The sequence below is a fragment of the Rhodanobacter aciditrophus genome (assembly GCF_050026795.1).
Lineage (GTDB): Bacteria > Pseudomonadota > Gammaproteobacteria > Xanthomonadales > Rhodanobacteraceae > Rhodanobacter_A.
The window spans coordinates 1-20,313 of sequence record NZ_JALBWP010000012.1 but is presented as its reverse complement, the minus strand read 5'-3'; the positions used below and the strand labels follow the sequence as shown (position 1 = coordinate 20,313).

The following is a 20,313-nucleotide window of genomic DNA, read 5'->3' as shown; positions in this document are numbered from 1 at the left end:
TCCGCATGCAACGCGCACTCGCCCTGCTTTCGTGCGGCGCCGCCCTGGCGTTCGCTTCCGCCCCGCTGCTGGCCAGCGGCAATGCCGCGAACGGCAAGACCAAGGCCGCCGCCTGCTTTGCCTGCCACGGTGCCGACGGCAACGCTGTCGATCCGCAGTACCCCCGCCTCGCCGGCCAGTACAACGAGTACTTGCAGCAGGTGCTGCACGAGTACAAGGACGGCCAGCGCAACAACCCGATCATGAAGGGCATGGTGGCCACGCTGTCCGACCAGGACATCGAGGATGTCGCCGCCTACTTCTCCAGCCTGCCGACCAAGCTCGACACGCTGAAGGGACACGTGCAGGGCGATTGATCCGCCTTGGCTTTGCGATCATCCCTGATCGCGAAAATCAAACGGGCGGCCATCCATGGCCGCACTTTCAAACAAGAACCCGCTGCGAAGCGGGTTTTCCCGTTGTGGCGAACCACGCCCGTCAACCCAGCGCCGACTTGCCCTCGTGCTTGCTGTAGTACGGCTGCTTGCCGCCGCTGTGGTCGGTGGCGTCGCGCACCGCGGTCACCTCGGGCACGCGCTCGCGCAGGGTCTTCTCCACCCCCTGCTTCAGGGTGACGTCGACCATGCCGCAACCGTGGCAGCCGCCGCCGAACTGCAGCTTCACCACACCCTCGGCATCGACCTCCAGCAGGGTGACGCGGCCGCCGTGCGAGGCCAGCCGCGGATTGATCTCGGCATCGAGCACGTAGCGCACCCGCTCGATCACGCCGGCTTCCAGCCCCGGCACGTCGCCCTTGATCTTCGGCGCGCGGATGTTCAGCAGGCCGCCAGTGGCGTTCGGCTCGAAGTCGATGCTGGCGCCGTCCAGCCACGGAGCGCTGTCGCCCTCGACGTGGAAGTCGAAACCGGCGCATTCGATCGTCCATTCGTTGCCGACCAGCTCGGCCGGCTCGCAGAACTCGAGCTCGCAGCTGGCCGCCGGCGTACCGGGCTCGGTCACGTGCAGGCGGATGCCCAGTCCTTCGCTGCCCTGCTGCGCTAGCAGGCGGCGAAAATGCTGCTGCGCGCGTTCGGAAATCTCGATCATGCTTCACCTGTTGCGGAGGTCGCGGCGGACACGCCAGTGCGGCCCGCCGAATCAGCACCATTTTAGTACGGTTTAGGCCCGCCAGCGGGCTTTGACTTTTGCGCGCCAAGCTTCGACCCTGCGCAGCCCTGCCTTCGCCTTCCCCGGAGCCGCCATGAACATCCACGATTTCGCCAACCAGCATTGCCAGCCGCGCAAGGGCAAGGAACACGCGCTCGGCGCGGACAAGGTCACCCAGCTGTTGCAGCTGCTGCCCGACTGGACACTGACTGCGGATGGCCGCGCGATCGTCAAGGATTTCCGCTTCCCCGACTTTCATCGCACGCTGGGTTTCATCAACGCGGTGGGCTACATGGCCAACCACGAGGATCACCACCCCGACATCGAGGCGGGTTACGGCCATTGCCGGTTGCTGTGGTCCACCCATGACGTGGGCGGGCTCTCGCTCAACGACATCATCTGCGCGGCCAAGGTCGAGGCGCTGCTGGCGCGTTGAGCATGCGGCTACGCCAGCCCTCGAATGTGCAGCGGTGGCTGGCCGGTGCAGGCTTCGTGCTGCTGGTGGCGCTGCTGTTGGCGGGACTGCGCGTGCTCGCCGCACGCATCGTCGCAGGCCATCTGCAAAATGCGGCGGATCGGCAACTTGCCCTGGTCGAAGGTGGCCAGCCGCTGTGGCAATGGCGCCTGCGCCAGCCGCATGACCTCGTCGCGGGCCGCGCCTTCGGCGCCGCCATGGTGAGGCGCGACGACGGCGGGCTGCGCGTCACCAGCCTCGACGGCACGTCGTTCGAGATCGGCCTGCCGGTGCGCGGCATGCTCGATCCGGGCCACTGGCCGCTGCTGGCGCTGCACGGCGAAGCCGATGCGTCGTTCCGGCTGGGCCTGGCCTGGCAGCCGCGATTGGGGCAGCCAGGCTGCTTCGGCTGGCAGGACACGCCGGTCGCGGCTGGCCCGCTCCATGTCGTGGTCGATCTGCGCCGCTTGCACTGGCAGGCTGCCGACGGCAACCCCTGTCCCCCGCCGCAGCGGATCGAGATGCTGCGGCTGAAACTGCTGCTGCCCGCCCGCGCGTCGCTGGGCCTGGACGAAGTGGCATTGCGCCGCGATGCGCCCTTGCCGACGCCTGTGCACCCCTCCCTGCAGCTGTCGCCCGACCCGGCGACCGCCAAGCGACAACTCGCCGATCCCGCCTTGCCGGCCGCACCGTGGATCGCCCTGCCGGCCCGCGCTTCGGCCGAGACGCAACTGGCGCTGCGCCAACTGGTCTGGCGGCAGCGGCCGGGGGCACTAATCCTGCCGCATGGCAAGGCGCCGACAGTCAAAGGCACACTCGATGGCCATGACCAAATGGCCTGGGTCGGCACCATCGGCTATCTGCTGGTGCTGGCGGGATTGGCCTTGTGGCCGCCGCCGCCGCAGCGCCGCTGGCTGGAACCTGCTGCCTGCCTCGCCGGGCCTCTGTGGCTGGTCATCGGCCTGCAACTGGGTCTGCGGCTGTCCGTACCCGGTCTGCTGGTCTTCGCCGGTGCGCTGCTGTTCGCGGCGCAGGCCGAATGGCGTCAACGGCCGGGCGGCTGGCGCTGGCTCGGCGACTGGCGCGCCTGGTCGATGCCGTTCGCCTTGCTGCCGCTGGCGCTGCTGCTGGTCGCCAACGGCGGCGGGCACTTCAGGGCACCGGCGACCGGTCATCTGCTGACCTACCCGCTGTGGGCCATCCTGCAGCAATGGCTGATGCTGGCCGTGGTGTTGCGCCGCCTCGAAGGCACGCGACTCCAGCCGGCCCTCGCGGTGCTGCTCACCGCCCTCGCGTTCGCCTTGATGCACACGCCGAACGGCACCCTGATGCAGCTCTGCCTGCTGGCCGAGCTGTGGTGGGCGTGGTGCTTCCGGCGCTCCCGCGCGCTGCTGCCGGTCGCCGCGGCGCATGCCGCCTGCGCCTTGCTGGTGGAGGCCGGGCTGGCAGGCGGCCTGTTGCGTTCGCTGGAGGTCAGCGCCCGCTTCTTCCTATGAAAAGTGCAGCCAGGGATGGCGGCCCGTGTGATTCAGGCGATCAGGGACGATCGCCCCGTGGCTTCAGTGCCTGGATGTACGGGAGATGCTTGCCCTTCACCGCCAGCACGTCGAGGAAGGCCTTCAGGTCGTCCGGCAGCGGCGCGGAAAAGCTGTACAGGCGTCCGTCCAGCTCGAAGCTGAGGTGCGAGGCGTGCAGGAACAGCCGCTGCAGCCCCATCTCGCGGAAGCGCCTGTTCATCTCGCGGTCGCCGTATTTCGGGTCGCCCGCCAGCGGGTGGCCGATGTGGGCAGCGTGCACGCGGATCTGGTGGGTGCGACCGGTGCCCAGCGTGGCCTGCATCAGGCGGGCGCCGGGGTACTGCTCCATCTCGCGGAAGAAGGTGAGCGCTGGCTTGCCGTCCTCGCTGACCCGCACCATGCGCTCGCCGCCCTGCAGGATGGACTTGCGCAGCGGCGCGTTGACGTCGAACTTCGCCTTGGGCGGGTGGCCGACCATCAGGCACAGGTACTGCTTGGTGACCTCGCCGGCGCGGATTGCCGCCTGCAGGCCGGTCAGCCCTGCCCGCGACTTCGCCAGCACCAGCACGCCGCTGGTGTCGCGGTCCAGCCGGTGCACCAGTTCCAGCGACTCGTGCGGGCGTGCCGCGCGCAGCAGTTCGATGGCACCGTGACTGACCCCGCTGCCGCCGTGGCTGGCGATGCCGGAAGGCTTGTCGATCACCAGAAAATGCTTGTCCTCGAAGATAACCGTCTCAGCCAGCGACGAGACCAATGCACCGGGCGCCTCCCGCCCTTCAGGGCGTTCAGCCACCCGGATCGGCGGAATTCGCAGCAGGTCGCCATCACTTAGGCGGGTGTCCGGCTTTGCCCGCTTGCCGTTCACCCGTACCTGGCCGGTGCGCAGCAAGCGGTAGATCATGCTTTTCGGCACGCCCTTGAGCAGGGTCGCCAGCGCGTTGTCGATCCGCTGGCCGTCCCGCTCGGGGCCGATCGCGACTTGACGCACACCGTGAGGTACGTCGCGGGAAGTTGCCGTCTGCATTGAAAAAAACCTGTCGAAATAGGATACTCGGCGAGCGTCAATCCCAGCCCGCCGAGACCGGTCCGGGCCGGGGCCCCGCCCGTCACGCCGGCGAGGATTGCGCCGCATGCCCCAGGGTTGATTCCCAGGCAGCGGTCGCGACTCCCTTTCATCGTAACGGTTCGGGCTGCCGTTTGCCCGAAGCCTTGCGGCCACGGCGCGGCAGACGCAGCTGACCGAACATCCGGGCGCCGGGAACGGCGCCGTCACATGAGCCGCTCCCCCGTTGCGGCGCGATCCCCGGCAGGCCGCCACCTCGGCGCCACCGCGGCACGCGACGCGCGGGCGGGCCGAGGAAAACTACAATGAAGCGCATGTTGATCAACGCAACTCAGCGTGAAGAGTTGCGCGTGGCCATCGTCGATGGCCAGACCCTGTACGACCTCGACATCGAGATCCCTTCCCGCGAACAGAAAAAGGCCAACATCTACAAGGGCCGCATCACCCGCGTCGAGCAATCCCTGGAAGCCTGCTTCGTCGACTACGGCGCCGAGCGCCACGGCTTCCTGCCGCTGAAGGAAATCGCCGAGCAGTACTTCACCCCCGGCCTGAACCCGCACAAGGCGGGTATCCGCGAACTGCTGAAGGAAGGCCAGGAAGTCGTCGTCCAGGTCGAGAAGGAAGAGCGCGGCAACAAGGGCGCCGCGCTGACCACCTTCATCTCGCTGGCCGGCCGCTACATGGTGCTGATGCCGAACAACCCGAAGGCCGGCGGCGTCTCGCGCCGGATCGAGGGCGAGGACCGGCAGGCGCTGAAGGAAGCCCTGGAGCACGTCACCGTGCCCGACGACGTGGGCCTGATCGTGCGCACGGCCGGCCTGGGCCGCGACGCCGAAGAGCTGCAGTGGGACCTGGACTACCTGCTGACCCTGTGGCGCTCGATCTCCGACGCCGCCAGCAAGCGCAAGGCGCCGTTCCTGATCTACCAGGAGTCCAAGCTGTTCATCCGCGCCCTGCGCGACTACCTGCGCAGCGACATCGGCGAGATCCTGATCGACGAGGAGTCGCTGTACGAGGACGCCCGCGAGTTCATGCAGCAGGTGATGCCCACCTCGCTGCGCAAGCTCAAGCTGTACAAGGACGACACCCCGCTGTTCAGCCGCTATCAGATCGAGACGCAGATCGAGAGCGCGTTCGACCGCCAGGTGCGCCTGCCCTCCGGCGGCTCGATCGTGATCGACCAGACCGAGGCGCTCACCGCGATCGACATCAACTCGGCCAAGGCCACCAAGGGCTCGGACATCGAGGAAACGGCGTTCAACACCAACCTCGAGGCCGCGGTGGAGATCGCCCGCCAGTGCCGCATCCGCGACGCCGGCGGCCTGATCGTGATCGACTTCATCGACATGGACAGCCCGCGCCACCAGCGCGAGGTCGAGGAAAAGCTCAAGGACGCCCTGAAGCTCGACCGCGCGCGCGTGCAGGTAGGCCGCATCTCGCGCTTCGGCCTGCTGGAACTGTCGCGCCAGCGCCTGCGTCCGAGCCTTGGCGAAGCCACCCAGATCGTCTGCCCGCGCTGCGAGGGCCACGGCCACATCCGCAGCGTGGAATCGCTGGCACTGTCCACCCTGCGCCTGATCGAAGAGCACGCGATGAAGGACAACACCGGCCAGGTGCTGGTGCAGGCCCCGCCGACGGTGGCCAACTTCCTGCTCAACGAGAAGCGCGCCAGCGTGGTCGAGATCGAGCTGCGCCACAAGGCGCATGTGGTGATCGTGGCCGACGACAAGCTGGAAACGCCGCACATCCAGATCCAGCGGATCAAGGAAGCGGACATGGGCGAGCACAGCAAGCCCAGCTACGAACGCCTCACCCCGGTGGAAGCCACCCCGGTCCCGAAGATGGGCCAGGCGCTGGGCAGCAGCGAGCAGCCCGCCGTCAGCGGTGTCGTGCCGGCCACCCCGGCCCCGGTGCGTGAGGAAACACCCGCCGCCGTGCCGCAACAGCCGCTGCCGGCGCGCCGCCCGGCGGCAGCGCCCGCACCGGCCGCCGCCGCGCCTGGCGGTGGCATCATCTCCCGCCTGTTCGGATGGTTCCGCGCCGCCTCCACGACGGTGGCGGCCACCGCGCCGGCTGCCACGCCGTCGGGCGAAAGCGACAAGGCCAATGCGCGAGGCAATCGCCAGCAGCAACCGCGCCGTGAGGAGCGCAACCGCAGCGCACAGGGTGGCGGCCGCCAGCGCCGCGACGGCAGCGCGCCGTCGGCCAAGCCGAGCCAGCAGAACACGCAGCAGCAGAACCGCAGCAACCGCCAGCAAGGCAGCGAGGGTGCGCAGCGCCAGCCGGCGCAGGCCAATGCCCAGGCGCCGAAGCAGGAACGCCAGCAGCAGCCCAAGCCCGCTGTGACGGAGGGTGCCAAGGTCGCCCAGCCCGAGCGCGCCGAGCGCAGGTCCGCGGCTGCGGCGCCGAAGCCGGAAGCGCCGTCCCAGCGCCCCGCCGCCGCGACCGCACCGGTCGAAGCGGTCGACGACGAGGCCAAGCTGGCCGGCTTGCCGGCCGCTGCTGTCCAGGAAGCGGCCGACGCCGCTGCCGGCGAAGCCGAGGGGCCGTCGCGTCGTCGTCGCGGCCGCCGCGGTGGCCGCCGTCGCCGTCGCCACGACGAGGCCGCCGCCGGCGGGACGCAAAACGCCGAACAGATCGGCGAGCTGGACGACGAGGATCGCGACGAGGCCGAGGCCAGCGCTGTTGCTGCCACGCCCACGGCCGCCTCCGCACCCGCCGACACGGTTTCGCCGGCCGTCACCCGTCAGGCCACGGCCGAAGCCGGTGCCGCGCCTTCCGTGATGCCACCCGCTCCCGTCCCGCCACGCGCCGCTCCCTCGCCGCGCAATGCGCTGGCGCCGACCGAGCGAGCCGAGCCAACGCGCGTGGTGTTGACCGAAGCACCGTTGGCTGCCGCCGTCGCCACCGCCTTCAGCCTGCCGCCCCTGCCGCCGATTCCGGAGAAACCCTCGACGCCAGACTCGGCGGCGGCGACGGACGCGGCACATCCGGTCGAGACGTCCATCGTCTCCGCCGGCGAGGCACCCTTGGTACGCGAACCCGCGGCGCCAGCCGTCACCGAGACCACGGGTGCCACGGAGACTGCGGCTCCGGCGTCCGCACAGTCAGCCCCTGCTCCGGCTCATCCGCATCCGGAGACTCCGCATGCCGCCGCCAACGACCACGCCGAGCCGGTTGAGCCGCAGCCGCGGCAGGGCGATCTGCTCGCCCACGCCAATCCCACTGGTGCCTCCGCGGCGAACGAATCCGCGGAAAAGCCGGCCGATGCGCCGACCGGCTCGGCTGGGGAACCCAGGCAAGACGCGGCCCCCTGAAGGCCGCATCATCCGCCCACAAAAAAGCCGGACCTCGGTCCGGCTTTTTTGTGGGCGGGATTCAAGCCAACGGATTCAGGCACCCACCTGGTGGTTCGGCACATCGATCAGGCCATGTGCCGTCATCAGGTGTGCCAACCCGAGCACGTGTTCCACACGCAACTTCTCCATCAGCCGTTGCTTGTAGGTCGATACCGTCTTCGGGCTGAGGTTGAGCTGCTCGCCTATCATCGTCAACGGCTTGCCACGCACCAGCATCATCGCCACCTCCAGCTCGCGGCTGGACAGGGCGTCGAACGGTGAACTGCTGCCATCAAGCGTGGCCAGTGCCAGCTGCTGCGCCACTGCCGGCGCCAGATAGCGTCGGCCACCGGCCACCTGCCGCACGGCCGTCACCAGTTCCTCGGCACTGCAGCCCTTGGTCAGGTAACCCGAGGCGCCGGCGTCGAGCAGGCGCTTCGGAAAGCGACCGTCGTCGACCACGGTGACTACCACGACGCGCGTGGCCAACTCGGCCCGGCTCACCCGCTCGGTGAGCTCGATCCCGCTCATGCCCGGCATATGCACGTCCACCAAAGCGATCTCCGGCTTTAGGCTGCGAATCAGGCGCAGACCATCTTCCGCGCTCGCCGCCTCGCCACAGATGGCCATGTCCGGCTGCTGCTGCAGGATCATCCTGAAACCCGTGCGCACGAGTTCGTGGTCGTCGATCAGAACGATCTGGATCATGCCTTGCCCTCCATGATGAATGCTCCTGAATGCCACGGTGCTGCGGAGACGATAACGCCCCTCCGCCACAACCTCCCCAACGCTGGAAACTAGGCGGCTTTGCCAAAGGATGCAAGCGAAACGCCGACGCCGGCACGGGCTCAGATCGCCACGGATTCGCCGGATGCGACATTCGTCGCATCGAGCGGAGACTTCACGTACTGCGCCAGGCTGATGGGGCCGCCGACGCCAGGCATCTCCACGCATGTGTCATGGCCACGGCGCAGATGTTCGTCGCGTGCAATCTCGCGCGCCAGCTTGATGGCGGGGCCCAGTGGCAGCTCGCGGAACAGTGTGGTGTTGCCACGACGGATACTCCACCGGTCTGCTGCGGTCGGGGTAAGCGAGACAAGCGTCATGTGGGCGATCCCGGTGCGAGGGCGACGGCTGCGGCGGGGCGGTCGGTGGACCAAATCCCGCCATCGATTCCGCGCACTGTGTCACGCCTGGCCCGCATGCTCTGTCGGCGCATGCCTACGCATCGTGTCCGATTCGCGGGCGAACTACGATCGCCCATGGCGACGGCTCGTCGGATTTGCCGTGAGTTTTACTGACAAGTCATACAAGAAAAACCCGCCAAGCGGCGGGTTTTCTGGATTTCCGCTTCCCCGGAAATTCACGATTGGTGCCCAAGAGGGGACTCGAACCCCTACGCCTTGCGGCGCTACCACCTCAAGGTAGTGCGTCTACCAATTCCGCCACCTGGGCAGGTGTGTTGCTCAGTGCTGTTTTTGCGGGACCGGCGCGGCCGGCACTTCGCTTTGCTGCTGCTTGCCCGCAGCCGGTACGCCAAGCACCGCCGAGTTCGCAGCGGCCGGCGGAGTGGCCATCGGCACTTCCGGATTCGCCGGCGTGGCTGCAGCGGGAGCCTGCTTGGCCGGCGCCGGCTGCTTGCCCATGCCGGCCATCACGCCGAGGTCGGCGCCACTGTTCTGCTGCGCGCCATGGCTGTGCAGATACACGCCCATGCCGAGACTCAGTGCGAAGAACAGCGCGGCGAGCACGGCCGTGGCGCGGGTAAGGAAGTTGGCGGATCCACGCGCACCAAACACCGTGGCCGAAGCACCACCGCCGAAGCCGGAGCCAGCGCTGGCGCCCTCGCCGTTCTGCAGCAGGATCAACACGGTCATGGCCGCGGCGATCAGGATGTAAAACACGCTGAAAATGACGAACATCAATCGAGCCCGTGGCGACTAATGCGCCGCTGCGCAGATTCCAAGGAAGTCGGAGGCGGTCAGCGAGGCTCCACCGATCAGCCCCCCGTCCACATCCGACTGCGCGAACAATTCGGCGGCATTGGCCGCCTTGACGCTGCCGCCATAAAGCAGCCGGGTCAGACGGGCAATCATAGCATCTTCCTTTTGGAGTTGGCTACGGATGAACGCATGCACCTGCTGCGCCTGCTCCGGCGTGGCAGTACGTCCGGTGCCGATCGCCCACACCGGCTCGTAGGCGACCACCGCGGTGTCGAATGCGGCGATGCCGCTGTGGGAGAGGACGGCCTGCAGCTGGCGTGCGATCACCACCTCGGTTTCGTCGGCTTCGCGCTGCGCCAGGGTCTCGCCCACGCAAAGAATGGGGGTGAGGCCGCCGGCACGCGCCGCGGCGAACTTGCGCGCCACCAGCGCGTCGCTCTCGCCATGGTATTGGCGGCGTTCGGAGTGTCCCACCAGCACCCACTGCGCACCGCAATCGGCCAGCATCGCGGCGGACACCTCGCCGGTGTACGCCCCCTGCCCTTCGTGCTCGCTGAGGTCCTGCGCGCCGACACCGATGCCAGCCTCTGCGCAGGCCGCAGCCACGGCATCCAGGTAGGGGAACGGCGGGCAGACCACCACGTCGATGTCGCCCGGGCCGGCCGAGGCGATCTCGCCGCACAGGGTAGCGGTCATCGAGCGGCTGCCGTGCATCTTCCAGTTGGCGGCGACGAGCTTCTTGCGCATCTTCGGCATCATTCCGTTCGGACAAACGCGAGATTTTACAGGACGATAGCAGGACTGGTATTGCTGCAGCGCAACGCCCAAGATGCAGCGGCGCCTTCCAGGAGAAACGCATGACAGCAGCCCGCCCCCTCAGCCTCGTCACCGGAGCGTCTGCCGGCATCGGCGCCGCTTTCGCCCGCGCGCTAGCGGCGCGTGGCCACGACCTGGTGCTCACTGCGCGACGCGTCGACCGACTCGAATCGCTGGCCGCGGAGCTGCACGAGCGGCATGGTTGCACGATAACCGTGCAGGCAGCCGATCTCGCCGACCCTGTCGCGCCAAGGACATTGTGCGAGGAGCTGGCACGGCGCGGCCTCATGGTGGACTGGCTGATCAACAACGCCGGCTACGGCGTGCCCGGCTCTTTTGTGGCGAACGACTGGCGCACGCATGCGGACTTTTTGCAGGTGCTGCTGAATGCCCCCATCGAGCTGGCGTGGTGCCTGCTGCCCGGCATGCGCGAACGCGGCTACGGCCGCGTCGTCAACGTGGCCTCCCTGGCCGGCCACGTGCCGGGCACCGCGGGGCACACGCTGTACGCTCCCGCCAAGGCGTTCCTTATCAAGTTCTCGCAGGGGTTGGCGCTGGAAAGTCGCGAACGCGGCGTACATGTGTGCGCGCTGTGCCCTGGCTTCACCTGGTCCGAATTCCACGACGTTACCGGCACCCGTGCACTGATGAACAAGCTGCCCGGCTTCATGTGGCAAGGCGCCGAGGCGGTGGTGGCCGAAGGCATCGACGCCGTGGAGCGCGGCGAAGTGGTGCGCGTCACCGGTCGCGTGAACCGCTTCATCAAGAGCGCATTCAAGGTGATGCCGGACCGGCTGGCTCTGCGCCTGTCGGCACGGCAGGGGCGGCGCTATCGCCAGTTCGACGAATAGCGGACCAGCCGTTGGAGTCCGTCGCCCCACGAAAAGGCGCACACCTGGTCAGGCTTCCCGCACACGATTCGTCCTGAAGCCGGCCCCGGGCGCACGCCGCGCCGGGAATGTTCGGGAGCGGACCTGGCTTGGGGCATCGGGCAACTCGAACGGACGGGAAAGACGCCGGAAAGCCCCCTCTCGCGCATCGGCTCAGATCAGCTTGATCTCACGCAGGCGCTGCTGCAGGTACTCGTGCGAGGTGATCGGCGCGTCGTAGCGCTTCGGGTTGTCCGGCGTCACGCACTGCGGCAGCGGGTCGAGCACCACGTCGGGGTTCGGGTGCAGGAAGAACGGCACCGAGTAGCGCGGCTTGCGCGCGTTCGCGTTCTGCGGGTTCACCACACGATGGGTGGTGGACGGGTACACGTGGTTGCTCAGGCGCTGCAGCATGTCGCCAATGTTGACCACGATGGCGTCACCCTCGGTGGTGATCGGCAGCCACTCGCCCTCGCGGGTGAGCACTTCCAGGCCCTCCGCGCTGGCGCCCACCAGCAGGGTGATGAAGTTGATGTCCTCGTGCGCGCCGGCGCGCACGTTGGGCACGCTGTCGTCGACGATCGGCGGATAGTGGATCGGCCGCAGGATGGAGTTGCCCTGGTCGGTCTTGTCCTCGAAATAGTTTTCGGGCAGGCCGATGTGCAGGGCCAGCGCGCGCAACACGCGCGTGCCGAGATGGTCCAGCGCCTCGTACAGGCCGTAGCCGTACCGGCGGAACTCAGGCACCTCGGTCGGCCACAGGTTCGGCGGCATCAGCTCGGCGAATTTCGAATCGCGCGGGATCTCGCGGCCGACGTGCCAGAACTCCTTGAGGTCGGCGAACCGGCTGTCCTTTGCGGTTTCCACCTTGAACGGCGTGTAGCCGCGCGCGCCGCCGCTGCCCGGCACGTGGTACTTCATCTTGACTTCGGTGGGCAGCGCGAAGAAACGCCGGAAAACGTCGTAGGCACCGTCGATCAGGTCGCGCGAAATGCCGTGCCCGCTGATGCAGCAGAAGCCGAATTCGCGGTAGGCCGCGCCCAGCTCGGCAACGAAGGCCTCGCGGTCGGTGTCGTAGCGGCGGATGTCGAGGGTGGGAACGTCGTTCATGGGCTCGGATCCTTCAGGCATGCGGTCGATGGGTGTACCGCCACCGCAGGGACGGTTCACGTCGGGCCATTCCTTGGCGACCGGATCCGGACTGACCTGAGGCAGGCGCGACGCGCCTGCTGGTTCACGAGCGTTCTGCGGAGGATTTTACGACGTCGGCCAGGCTTTGCGCCAATTGCTGCACCTCGGCTGCATCGGCACCCTCCACCGTGACGCGCACCAGCGGTTCGGTACCGGAGGCGCGCAGCACGACGCGGCCACGGCCGCGCAGGGTCCGTTCCGTGACGGCCAGCGCCTGCCGCACCGCCTCGCTGTCGAGCGCCTCGCGCGCACCGTCGGCACGCACGTTGATCATCACCTGGGGCAGCTTGGCGAGCCCCTGCCTTGCCGTGGCGAGATCCTCGCCCGCCAGCGCCTCCAGCACGGCCAGCGCGGAGACGATGCCATCGCCGGTGGTGGCACGGTCCAGGCACAGGATGTGGCCCGAGGTTTCGCCGCCCAGCACGCCGCCGCGGTCCTTGAGCTGCTGCAGCACGTAGCGGTCACCCACCTTGGCGCGCACCAGGTCGATGCCGAGGTCTTCCAGCGCCAGCTGCAGGCCGTAGTTGCTCATCAGCGTGCCGACCACCGGCCCGCGCAGCAGTCCGCGCGCCTGCCAGGCGCGGGCGATCACGTAGAGCAGGTCGTCGCCGTCGGCCAGCTCGCCGCGGCGATCCACCATCTGCACGCGGTCGCCGTCGCCGTCGAAGGCGATGCCGAGGTCAGCTCCCTGCTCCAGCACCGCGCGCTGCAGCGCCTGCGGGTGGGTGGAACCCACCTCGCGGTTGATGTTGAAGCCATCCGGCCTGTCGCCGATCGCCGTCACCTCGGCGCCCAGCTCGACGAAGACCTTGGGCGCGACCTGGTAGGTGGCGCCGTTCGCGCAGTCCAGCACGATCTTCAGGCCGTTGAGGTTGAAGTCCTCGGCCACGGTGCTCTTGCAGAACTCGGCGTAGCGGGTCACCGCGTCGTCGATGCGGCGCGCCTTGCCCAGCTGCTCGGAAGGCACGGTGACGAACGGCGCGTCGACCTCCGCCTCGATCGCCGCTTCCATCGCGTCGCTGAGCTTCTCGCCCTGCGCGGAGAAGAACTTGATGCCGTTGTCGTGATGCGGGTTGTGCGAAGCGCTGATCACGATGCCGGCCTCGGCGCGCAGCGACCGGGTGAGGAAGGCCACCGCCGGCGTCGGCATCGGCCCCAGCATGCGCACGTCCACACCGGCGGAGACCAGGCCGGCTTCCAGCGCGGCCTCGAACATGTAACCGGAAACGCGCGTGTCCTTGCCGATCAGCACGCCGCGGCGCGCCCCGCCCTGCTGCCTGAGCACCGCGCCCAGCGCACGACCGAGGCGCAGCATGAATTCGGCGTTGATCGGCCACTCGCCCACGCGGCCGCGGATGCCGTCGGTGCCGAAGTACTTGCATTGACTCATAGGTGTCTTCCCGAAAGGGTTCCCTGTTCCGCCGGCGGCGCTTCGTGGGCCGTCGTCCTGTCGGTTCTTGTCAGTCGTCGTCCGGCCAGCGCGGCGCCGGCGGCCCGGGATCGCGGCGCGGCGCCTCGTCGCCCGCGTGCACGCCCTGCCACACCGCCAGCGCATCCACCGTGGCGGCCACGTCGTGCACACGCACCAGGCGCGCGCCGCGCTGCACCGCGATCAACGCGGCGGCGACAGAGCCTGCCGCGCGCTCGGCCGGTGTCTTGCGGCCGGTCAGCGTGCCGATCATCGACTTGCGTGACAAACCGACGTAGACGCCGCTGCCCAGGTCGGCAAAACGCTCCAGCGCGCGCAGCAGGGCCAGGTTGTGTTCGAGGTTCTTGCCGAAGCCGAAGCCCGGGTCGACCATCACCTTGCGCTTGTCGATGCCCGCCAATTCGCAGGCGAACAGGCGGTCGGCAAGGAACCGGTGCACTTCACCCACCACGTCGCCGTAATGCGGCGCGTCCTGCATGCCGCGCGGCTCGCCCTGCATGTGCATCAGGCACACCGGCATGCCGAGTGCGGCAGCCGTGTCCAACGCGCCTTCGCGGCGCAGCGCATACACGTCGTTGATCATGCCGGCGCCCGCAGCCACCGCCGCGCGCATCACCTCGGGCTTCGAGGTGTCGACGGCGATCGGCAGCGCGGTACGCGCGGCCAGCTGCCCGATCACCGGGACCACCCGGCGCAGCTCTTCCTCCACCGGCACCTCGGCCGCGCCGGGCCGGGTGGATTCGCCGCCCACGTCGAGCATGTCGGCGCCCTGGTCCGCCAGCGCCAGCCCGTGCGCCACGGCCGCTTCCGTGGTGGCGTGCTCGCCGCCGTCGGAGAACGAGTCGGGCGTGACGTTGATGATGCCGGCCACCCTCGGGCGATCGAGCACCAGCCGCCGACCGGCGCAGTCGAGTACCGTCGCGAACATCGCGTCGAGCGCGTTCATGCCTCGTCCTGTCCGCCCAGCGCGCCCATGTGGCGGCGGTAGTAGCGCAGCTCCTCGATGGAATCGCGGATGTCCGACAGCGCGGTGTGCGCGGACTCCTTGCCGAAACCCCTGCCGATCGCTGGAGCCCAGCGCCGCACCAGTTCCTTCAGCGTGGACACGTCGAGATTGCGGTAATGGAAGTAGCGCTCCAGCCGCGGCATCTGCCGGTGCAGGAAACGGCGGTCCTGGCAGATCGAGTTGCCGCACATCGGCGACTTGCCCGCCGGTACCCAGTCGCGCAGGAAGTCCAGCGTGGCCTGCTCCGCGGCGGCATGGTCCGCGGTGGAATCGAGCACCTGCTGCCACAGGCCGGACCTGCCGTGCTGGTTGCGATTCCAGGCGTCCATCGCTTCCAGCCGGTCCAGCTCGTGGCGGATCGCGAACACCGGCCCTTCGGCCAGCACGTTGAGGTCCCTGTCGGTGACGATGGTGGCGATCTCGAGGATGGAATCGGCGTCCGTGTCGAGGCCGGTCATCTCAAGATCGATCCAGATCAGGTTGTCGTCGTTGGCTTGGCTCATGGGCCCTCCTGGCCGCGCAGTCTATCAAGGGATGAGCCGGTTGGCCCCGGCACACGGGCGGCATGGTGCGCGGAGGCGCGCAGCTTGGGTGCGTGGCGGCCTGCATGGGAGGGATGCGCGCGACGACATGCGCGCCTTCCAGGCATCGCCCCCTCATCTGGATTCAGGAAGTGGGGCCGGTCCGTCTGCGCGCGTCGCTTCCCTGCCCCCCAACGCCGCGACCATCCATGGGCTTTCCCGGCATGCGACGACGCGCCCGCGGTCCGCGGACAGACAGGCCGATGCGGCTTGCGCTGGGGTCGATCGGGGCATCCGCATGCGATCATCGGTCCATGCAGACCTTCTTCTGGCACGACTACGAGACCTTCGGCGCCGACACCCGGCGCGACCGCCCCGTGCAGTTCGCCGGCATCCGCACCACGCTGGAGCTGGAGATCGTCGGGGAGCCGGTGATGTTCTTCGGCCGGCCGCCGCGCGACAGCCTGCCCCAGCCCGAGGCCTGCCTGATCACCGGCATCACGCCGCAGCAGGCCGAGCGCGAAGGCGTGAACGAAGCGGAGTTCGCAGCCCGCGTGCACGAGCAGCTTGCCGCGCCGGGCACCTGCGGCGTGGGCTACAACTCGCTGCGCTTCGACGACGAGGTGACGCGGCAACTGCTCTACCGCAACTTCTACGAGCCCTACGGCCGCGAGTGGGAGAACGGCAACTCGCGCTGGGACCTGATCGACCTCGCGCGCATGTGCGAGGCGCTGCGGCCCGAAGGTATCGTGTGGCCCACCCGCGAGGACGGCACGCCCAGCTTCAGGCTCGAACACCTCGCCACCGCCAATCACCTGCACCAGGAACGCGCGCACGACGCACTGTCCGACGTGTACGCGCTGATCGACCTCGCCCGCCTGATCCGCGTGCGCCAGCCGCGGCTGTGGGACTGGCACTACGCGCTGCGCCGCAAGCAGCGCGTGTTCGAGCTGCTCGACGTGGCGGCGATGACCCCGCTGGTGCACGTGTCCTCGCGCTATCCGTCCAGCCGCCACTGCCTCGCGCTGATCGCGCCGCTGGCGATGCACCCTTCACGCCCCGGCGAGATCATTGTCTACGATCTCGCCACCGATCCCGCCGAACTGCTGGCGCTGGACGAGGACGAGATCGCCGATCGCGTGTTCACAGCGCGCGCCGACCTGCCCGAGGAGGTCGAGCGCATTCCGCTGCGCACCGTGCGCGCGAACCGCGCGCCGGCGCTGGCGCCGCTCTCCGCCCTCAAGGGCGTGGACTTGGCGCGCCTGCAGCTCGACCCCGAACGCTGCCTAGCGCATCGCGACGCGCTGGCCGCCGCCGACGGCCTCGCCGCCAAGGTTTCGCGCGTGTTCGCCCGCGCCGCCGAACTGCCGCCGCCGGAAGACCCCGAGCTGGCGCTGTACGACGGCTTCCTCCCCGACGCGGACAAGCGCCTGCTGCGCGAAGTGCGCGCCACGCCGCCGGAGCAGCTGGCCACGCGCGCCTTCCCGTTCCGCGACCCGCGCTACCCCGAGCTGCTGTTCCGCTACCGCGCCCGCAACTGGCCGGAAACGCTGGACGCGGAAGAGCGCGCGCGCTGGGAAGCCTTCCGCCGCGCCCGCCTGACCCGCGTCACGGCACTGACCACGCTGACACTGGAGGATTACTTCGCCATGCTGGCCACGCTGCGCGCCGACCCCGCGCGGCAGGAGAAACTGGCTCTCATCGACCAACTGCAAGCCTGGGGCGAGGAACTCGCCGCCAGTCTCTGACGGAACCCCATGCCCCACGCCTATTTCAGCCCCGCCACCTTCAAGTTCCTGCGCGCGCTCGACCGCAACAACAGCCGCGAGTGGTTCACCGCGCACAAGAACGACTACGAGCGCCACGTGCGCGAACCGTTCCTGCAGCTCATCACCGACCTGCAGGCGCCGCTGGCGAAGATCAGCCCGCACTACCGCGCCGACCCGCGCAAGAACGGCGGCTCGCTGTTCCGCATCTACCGCGACACCCGCTACTCGAACAACAAGCTGCCGTACAAGCCGTGGCAGGGTGCGCGCTTCTTCCACGAGCGTCGCCACGAGATCCCCGCGCCCTCGTTCTATCTGCACATCCAGCCCGGCGACTGCTTCGGCGGCGGCGGCCTGTGGCACCCCGAGCCCGATGCGCTGAAGAAGATCCGCGCCTTCCTCGCCGACAACCCCGCCGCCTGGAAGAAGGCCACGCAAAGTCCCGCCTTCCGCCAGCACATGAGCTTCTGGGGCGAATCGCTGAAGCGCCCGCCGCACGGCTACGACCCCAACCACGAGCTGATCGAGGACCTCAAGCGCAAGGACTTCGCCTGCGGCGAGGGCTTCGACGAGGCGCTGGCCTGTTCCACGGACCTGCTGCCGTGGACGGTCGCCTGCTTCAGGCGCGTGGCGCCGATGGTGGACTACCTCTGCGCCACGCAGGATCTGGAGTTCTAGCCCGCCCTGCGGCGCAGCAGCAACCACGCGCTCACGCCCGCGCTCACCAGCGCGGTGATCGCCACGTAATACGCCGGCGCCATGCGTCCGGCGTGCATGGCGAGCCAGCCGATCATCGCGGCGGTGCCGGCGCCGAACACGGCATAGGCCACGTTGTACGAGAACGACAGGCCGGAGAAGCGCACCGGCGGCGGGAATGCCTGCACCATCAGCACCGGCACCACGCCGACCACGCCCACCAGCACCCCGGCCAGCGCGTACAGCGACAGGAAATGCGCGCCGCCCGCGGCGAGGTCGGCGAACAGCGCCCAGGTGCCTGCAATCAGCGCCAGCGAACCCGCCAGCAGGGTCTGCAGCGCACCGAAGCGATCGGCCAGCCAGCCGTAGAACACGCAGCCCGCGGTGAGTCCGCCCGCGGCCAGCGCGTTGCCGAGGAAAGCCAGCCGCGTCGGCACGCCGAAGCTGTTCGGCGCCAGCGACGGCAGCAGCAGGATCAGCACCACCACGGCGGCGGTGAGCATCCAGGTCACCAGCATCGACACCGCGACGCCGCGCCGGTGCGCCGCCAGCACCACGCGCAGCGGCAGCTCGCGGCTGAGCTGCTCGCGCTCGCGCATTTCCGCGAACACCGGCGTCTCGCTGAGCCAGCGGCGCAGCCACACCGCCACGAAGCCGAACACGCCACCAAGCAGGAACGGCAGCCGCCAGCCCCAGCCGAGCAGTTGCGCCACGTCCAGACGGGCGTTCAGCCAGGCCGCCAGCAGCGAGCCGATCAGGATGCCCGCGGTCAGTCCCGCGGTGAGGCTGCCGCAGGCGAAACCCACGCGCCCGGCCGGCACGTGTTCGGCCACGAACACCCAGGCGCCCGGCACCTCGCCGCCCACCGCGATGCCCTGCACGATGCGCAGCAGCAAGAGCAGCAGCGGCGCCAGCATGCCGATCTGCGCATGGGTAGGCAGCATGCCGATCGCCAGCGTGGGCAGCGCCATCAGGAACACGCTGAGCGCGAACATGCGCTTGCGTCCCGAACGGTCGCCGAAATGCGCCATCACGATGCCGCCCAGCGGCCGCGCCAGGTAGCCCGCCGCGAAGATGCCGTAGACCTTGACCTGCGCCAGCCACGGCGCAGTGCCCTGCGGGAAGAACAGCTCGCCCAGCTGCCGCGCGAGGAACACGAACACCACGAAGTCGTAGAACTCCAGCGCACCGCCCAGCGCGGACAGCAGCAGGGTGCGCGCGTCGCGGCGATCCAGCCGGCGCGCCGCCGCGCCGGTCACATCCAGTGTCGACCATGTCGTGGCTTCGTTCATGAGGGAACCGCGGGCGAGTGAAGGGTTCGGCAACATAACGCAGAGACTGTTCCCCGCGCGACACTTCGCGATGCCGCCCGCATCCCCTATGCTGCCGCCGTCCGGCGGGATGCCGGGCCACACGGGCGGGCCACCCAGGCGCCTCGACAGCACGCGACCCGCCCGGCGTCGTTTTCAGGGGGAGAGGAAACGTCGTTCGACCCTGGCCTCCGGCCAGCGATCCGGCAGCCGCCGCACGCCGCGGCGCACGTGTCCATTCACGCAATCGGGAAGGAGTCTTCGATGAACCTGGGCAAACGCATGACCGCCGAATTCTTCGGCACGTTCTGGCTGGTGCTGGGGGGCTGCGGCAGCGCCGTGCTGGCCGCGGGATTCCCCGAGCTGGGCATCGGCTTCGCCGGCGTGGCGCTGGCCTTCGGCCTGACCCTGCTGACGATGTGCTACGCCATCGGCCACATCTCCGGCTGCCACATCAACCCGGCGGTGACCTGCGGCCTCGCCGCCGGCGGACGCTTTCCGCTGAAGGAAGTGATCCCCTACATCGTCGCCCAGGTGATCGGCGGCCTGGTGGCCGGCGCGGTGCTGTACGTGATCGCCTCGGGCAAGGCGGGCTTCGACCCCGTCGGCGGCGGCTTCGCCTCGAACGGCTACGGCGCGCATTCGCCGGGCGGCTATTCGATGGGCGCGGCCGCGGTGTGCGAGATCGTGATGACCGGCTTCTTCATCTTCATCATCATGGGTGCCACCCACAAGAGCGCGCCGGTCGGTTTCGCCGGCATCGCGATCGGCCTCGCGCTCACCCTGATCCACCTGATCAGCATCCCGGTCACCAACACCTCGGTGAACCCGGCGCGCTCGACCGGGGTGGCCCTGTTCCAGGGCGGCTGGGCGTTGGGGCAGCTGTGGTTCTTCTGGGTGATGCCGATCGTCGGCGGCATCGCCGGCGGCCTGATCTACCGCTACCTGTGGAGCGACCGGCCCGCGCAGCCGGAGATCCGGGGCGACCGGGCCTGAGCGTCGGGGGGCCGCGCGCCCCGGCCGCGGGGGGCCGCCCCCCGCGGGGCGGGGGGGGGGGGGGGGGGGGGGGGGGGGGGGGGGGGGGGGGGGGGGGGGGGGGGGGGGGGGGGGGGGGGGGGGGCGGGGGGGGGGGGGGGGGGGGGGGGGGGGGGGGGGGGGGGGGGGGGGGGGGGGGGGGGGGGGGGGGGGGGGGGGGGGGGGGGGGGGGGGGGGGGGGGGGGGGGGGGGGGGGGGGGGGGGGGGGGGGGG

At 69.4% G+C, this 20,313-nt stretch carries 20 protein-coding genes and 1 tRNA gene; 9 read left to right on the top strand and 12 right to left on the bottom strand.

From position 1 onward, the window contains the following. Positions 1-5 precede the first annotated feature (5 nt). A complete protein-coding gene (locus ACQGNW_RS13255; protein ID WP_426663679.1) occupies positions 6-356 on the top strand; it encodes a c-type cytochrome in 351 nt (116 codons plus the stop codon). Between the two features lie 121 nt (positions 357-477). On the opposite strand, the gene ACQGNW_RS13250 is transcribed toward ACQGNW_RS13255, so the two are convergent. Then, complete coding sequence (locus ACQGNW_RS13250) at positions 478-1,086, bottom strand: NfuA family Fe-S biogenesis protein (RefSeq protein ID WP_426663678.1); 609 nt, start codon at positions 1,084-1,086, stop codon at positions 478-480. Between the two features lie 154 nt (positions 1,087-1,240). On the opposite strand from ACQGNW_RS13250, the gene ACQGNW_RS13245 reads away from it, so the two are divergent. Then, positions 1,241-1,582 (top strand): 4a-hydroxytetrahydrobiopterin dehydratase, encoded by a 342-nt coding sequence (locus ACQGNW_RS13245; protein ID WP_426663677.1) that lies wholly within the window; start codon positions 1,241-1,243, stop codon positions 1,580-1,582. Positions 1,583-1,584: 2 nt separating this feature from the next. Next, a complete protein-coding gene (locus tag ACQGNW_RS13240) occupies positions 1,585-3,096 on the top strand; it encodes a CPBP family glutamic-type intramembrane protease (protein WP_426663676.1) in 1,512 nt (503 codons plus the stop codon). Positions 3,097-3,136: 40 nt separating this feature from the next. Here the strand turns inward: ACQGNW_RS13240 and ACQGNW_RS13235 are convergent, their stop codons facing one another. Then, complete coding sequence (locus tag ACQGNW_RS13235) at positions 3,137-4,141, bottom strand: RluA family pseudouridine synthase (RefSeq protein ID WP_426663675.1); 1,005 nt, start codon at positions 4,139-4,141, stop codon at positions 3,137-3,139. Between the two features lie 344 nt (positions 4,142-4,485). Between ACQGNW_RS13235 and ACQGNW_RS13230 the strand changes: the two genes are divergently transcribed. Further along, positions 4,486-7,497 carry an Rne/Rng family ribonuclease gene (locus ACQGNW_RS13230; RefSeq protein ID WP_426663674.1) on the top strand — a complete coding sequence of 1,004 codons (3,012 nt, stop codon included), beginning with the start codon at positions 4,486-4,488 and terminating at the stop codon, positions 7,495-7,497. 75 nt (positions 7,498-7,572) lie between these two features. On the opposite strand, the gene ACQGNW_RS13225 is transcribed toward ACQGNW_RS13230, so the two are convergent. The 5 genes from ACQGNW_RS13225 to tpiA form a co-directional block, all read right to left on the bottom strand. After that, positions 7,573-8,226: a response regulator gene (locus ACQGNW_RS13225; RefSeq protein WP_426663673.1), complete on the bottom strand. Its 654-nt coding sequence runs from the start codon at positions 8,224-8,226 to the stop codon at positions 7,573-7,575. A 140-nt stretch (positions 8,227-8,366) separates the two neighbouring features. Further along, complete coding sequence (locus tag ACQGNW_RS13220) at positions 8,367-8,624, bottom strand: hypothetical protein (protein ID WP_426663672.1); 258 nt, start codon at positions 8,622-8,624, stop codon at positions 8,367-8,369. A gap of 264 nt (positions 8,625-8,888) precedes the next feature. Then, positions 8,889-8,973, bottom strand: a tRNA-Leu gene (locus ACQGNW_RS13215). Between the two features lie 11 nt (positions 8,974-8,984). Next, entirely contained in the window at positions 8,985-9,440 is a 456-nt protein-coding gene (secG, locus tag ACQGNW_RS13210) for a preprotein translocase subunit SecG (protein ID WP_426663671.1), read from the bottom strand. An 18-nt stretch (positions 9,441-9,458) separates the two neighbouring features. Next, a complete protein-coding gene (gene tpiA / locus ACQGNW_RS13205; protein WP_426663670.1) occupies positions 9,459-10,208 on the bottom strand; it encodes a triose-phosphate isomerase in 750 nt (249 codons plus the stop codon). A gap of 110 nt (positions 10,209-10,318) precedes the next feature. Between tpiA and ACQGNW_RS13200 the strand changes: the two genes are divergently transcribed. Then, the gene (locus ACQGNW_RS13200) at positions 10,319-11,128 is read left to right on the top strand and encodes an SDR family NAD(P)-dependent oxidoreductase (protein WP_426663669.1); all 810 of its coding nucleotides are present in this window, start codon (positions 10,319-10,321) and stop codon (positions 11,126-11,128) included. Positions 11,129-11,320: 192 nt separating this feature from the next. Here the strand turns inward: ACQGNW_RS13200 and ACQGNW_RS13195 are convergent, their stop codons facing one another. From ACQGNW_RS13195 to orn, 4 genes are all read right to left on the bottom strand, one after another. Further along, positions 11,321-12,256, bottom strand: coding sequence for an isopenicillin N synthase family dioxygenase (locus tag ACQGNW_RS13195; protein WP_426663668.1), 936 nt, complete (start codon positions 12,254-12,256; stop codon positions 11,321-11,323). Between the two features lie 124 nt (positions 12,257-12,380). Then, positions 12,381-13,727: a phosphoglucosamine mutase gene (glmM, locus tag ACQGNW_RS13190; RefSeq protein WP_426663667.1), complete on the bottom strand. Its 1,347-nt coding sequence runs from the start codon at positions 13,725-13,727 to the stop codon at positions 12,381-12,383. Between the two features lie 70 nt (positions 13,728-13,797). After that, positions 13,798-14,712: a dihydropteroate synthase gene (gene folP / locus ACQGNW_RS13185; RefSeq protein ID WP_426663666.1), complete on the bottom strand. Its 915-nt coding sequence runs from the start codon at positions 14,710-14,712 to the stop codon at positions 13,798-13,800. Beyond that, positions 14,709-15,275: an oligoribonuclease gene (gene orn / locus ACQGNW_RS13180; protein ID WP_426663665.1), complete on the bottom strand. Its 567-nt coding sequence runs from the start codon at positions 15,273-15,275 to the stop codon at positions 14,709-14,711. The genes folP and orn overlap by 4 nt, the downstream gene beginning before the upstream one ends. Before the next feature lie 332 nt (positions 15,276-15,607). Between orn and sbcB the strand changes: the two genes are divergently transcribed. After that, on the top strand, positions 15,608-17,041 hold the full coding sequence (gene sbcB / locus ACQGNW_RS13175; RefSeq protein WP_426663664.1) for an exodeoxyribonuclease I: 1,434 nt from the start codon (positions 15,608-15,610) through the stop codon (positions 17,039-17,041). 9 nt (positions 17,042-17,050) lie between these two features. After that, complete coding sequence (locus ACQGNW_RS13170) at positions 17,051-17,737, top strand: DUF2461 domain-containing protein (RefSeq protein ID WP_426663663.1); 687 nt, start codon at positions 17,051-17,053, stop codon at positions 17,735-17,737. Here the strand turns inward: ACQGNW_RS13170 and ACQGNW_RS13165 are convergent. Next, entirely contained in the window at positions 17,734-19,047 is a 1,314-nt protein-coding gene (locus ACQGNW_RS13165) for an MFS transporter (protein ID WP_426663662.1), read from the bottom strand. The two genes, ACQGNW_RS13170 and ACQGNW_RS13165, sit on opposite strands and share 4 nt — an antisense overlap. A 282-nt stretch (positions 19,048-19,329) precedes the next feature. Between ACQGNW_RS13165 and aqpZ the strand changes: the two genes are divergently transcribed. Together aqpZ and ACQGNW_RS13155 are read left to right on the top strand one after the other, a co-directional pair. Next, entirely contained in the window at positions 19,330-20,061 is a 732-nt protein-coding gene (gene aqpZ / locus ACQGNW_RS13160; RefSeq protein WP_426663661.1) for an aquaporin Z, read from the top strand. After that, positions 20,013-20,313, top strand: a 301-nt coding sequence (locus ACQGNW_RS13155) for a hypothetical protein (RefSeq protein ID WP_426664795.1), incomplete at its 3' end; no start/stop codon positions are given. The genes aqpZ and ACQGNW_RS13155, both read left to right, overlap by 49 nt.

Excerpts from the sequence above, each read along its gene's own strand:
- secG (WP_426663671.1), bottom strand. The coding sequence starts at position 9,440 with ATGTTCGTCATTTTCAGCGTGTTTTACATCCTGATCGCCGCGGCCATG.
- ACQGNW_RS13220 (WP_426663672.1), bottom strand. The coding sequence starts at position 8,624 with ATGACGCTTGTCTCGCTTACCCCGACCGCAGCAGACCGGTGGAGTATC.
- ACQGNW_RS13255 (WP_426663679.1), top strand. The coding sequence starts at position 6 with ATGCAACGCGCACTCGCCCTGCTTTCGTGCGGCGCCGCCCTGGCGTTC.
- glmM (WP_426663667.1), bottom strand. The coding sequence starts at position 13,727 with ATGAGTCAATGCAAGTACTTCGGCACCGACGGCATCCGCGGCCGCGTG.
- ACQGNW_RS13225 (WP_426663673.1), bottom strand. The coding sequence starts at position 8,226 with ATGATCCAGATCGTTCTGATCGACGACCACGAACTCGTGCGCACGGGT.
- ACQGNW_RS13200 (WP_426663669.1), top strand. The coding sequence starts at position 10,319 with ATGACAGCAGCCCGCCCCCTCAGCCTCGTCACCGGAGCGTCTGCCGGC.
- ACQGNW_RS13165 (WP_426663662.1), bottom strand. The coding sequence starts at position 19,047 with ATGAACGAAGCCACGACATGGTCGACACTGGATGTGACCGGCGCGGCG.
- ACQGNW_RS13230 (WP_426663674.1), top strand. The coding sequence starts at position 4,486 with ATGAAGCGCATGTTGATCAACGCAACTCAGCGTGAAGAGTTGCGCGTG.
- ACQGNW_RS13235 (WP_426663675.1), bottom strand. The coding sequence starts at position 4,141 with ATGCAGACGGCAACTTCCCGCGACGTACCTCACGGTGTGCGTCAAGTC.
- ACQGNW_RS13170 (WP_426663663.1), top strand. The coding sequence starts at position 17,051 with ATGCCCCACGCCTATTTCAGCCCCGCCACCTTCAAGTTCCTGCGCGCG.
- ACQGNW_RS13250 (WP_426663678.1), bottom strand. The coding sequence starts at position 1,086 with ATGATCGAGATTTCCGAACGCGCGCAGCAGCATTTTCGCCGCCTGCTA.
- folP (WP_426663666.1), bottom strand. The coding sequence starts at position 14,712 with ATGAACGCGCTCGACGCGATGTTCGCGACGGTACTCGACTGCGCCGGT.
- tpiA (WP_426663670.1), bottom strand. The coding sequence starts at position 10,208 with ATGCGCAAGAAGCTCGTCGCCGCCAACTGGAAGATGCACGGCAGCCGC.
- sbcB (WP_426663664.1), top strand. The coding sequence starts at position 15,608 with ATGCAGACCTTCTTCTGGCACGACTACGAGACCTTCGGCGCCGACACC.
- ACQGNW_RS13245 (WP_426663677.1), top strand. The coding sequence starts at position 1,241 with ATGAACATCCACGATTTCGCCAACCAGCATTGCCAGCCGCGCAAGGGC.
- aqpZ (WP_426663661.1), top strand. The coding sequence starts at position 19,330 with ATGAACCTGGGCAAACGCATGACCGCCGAATTCTTCGGCACGTTCTGG.
- orn (WP_426663665.1), bottom strand. The coding sequence starts at position 15,275 with ATGAGCCAAGCCAACGACGACAACCTGATCTGGATCGATCTTGAGATG.
- ACQGNW_RS13195 (WP_426663668.1), bottom strand. The coding sequence starts at position 12,256 with ATGAACGACGTTCCCACCCTCGACATCCGCCGCTACGACACCGACCGC.
- ACQGNW_RS13240 (WP_426663676.1), top strand. The coding sequence starts at position 1,585 with ATGCGGCTACGCCAGCCCTCGAATGTGCAGCGGTGGCTGGCCGGTGCA.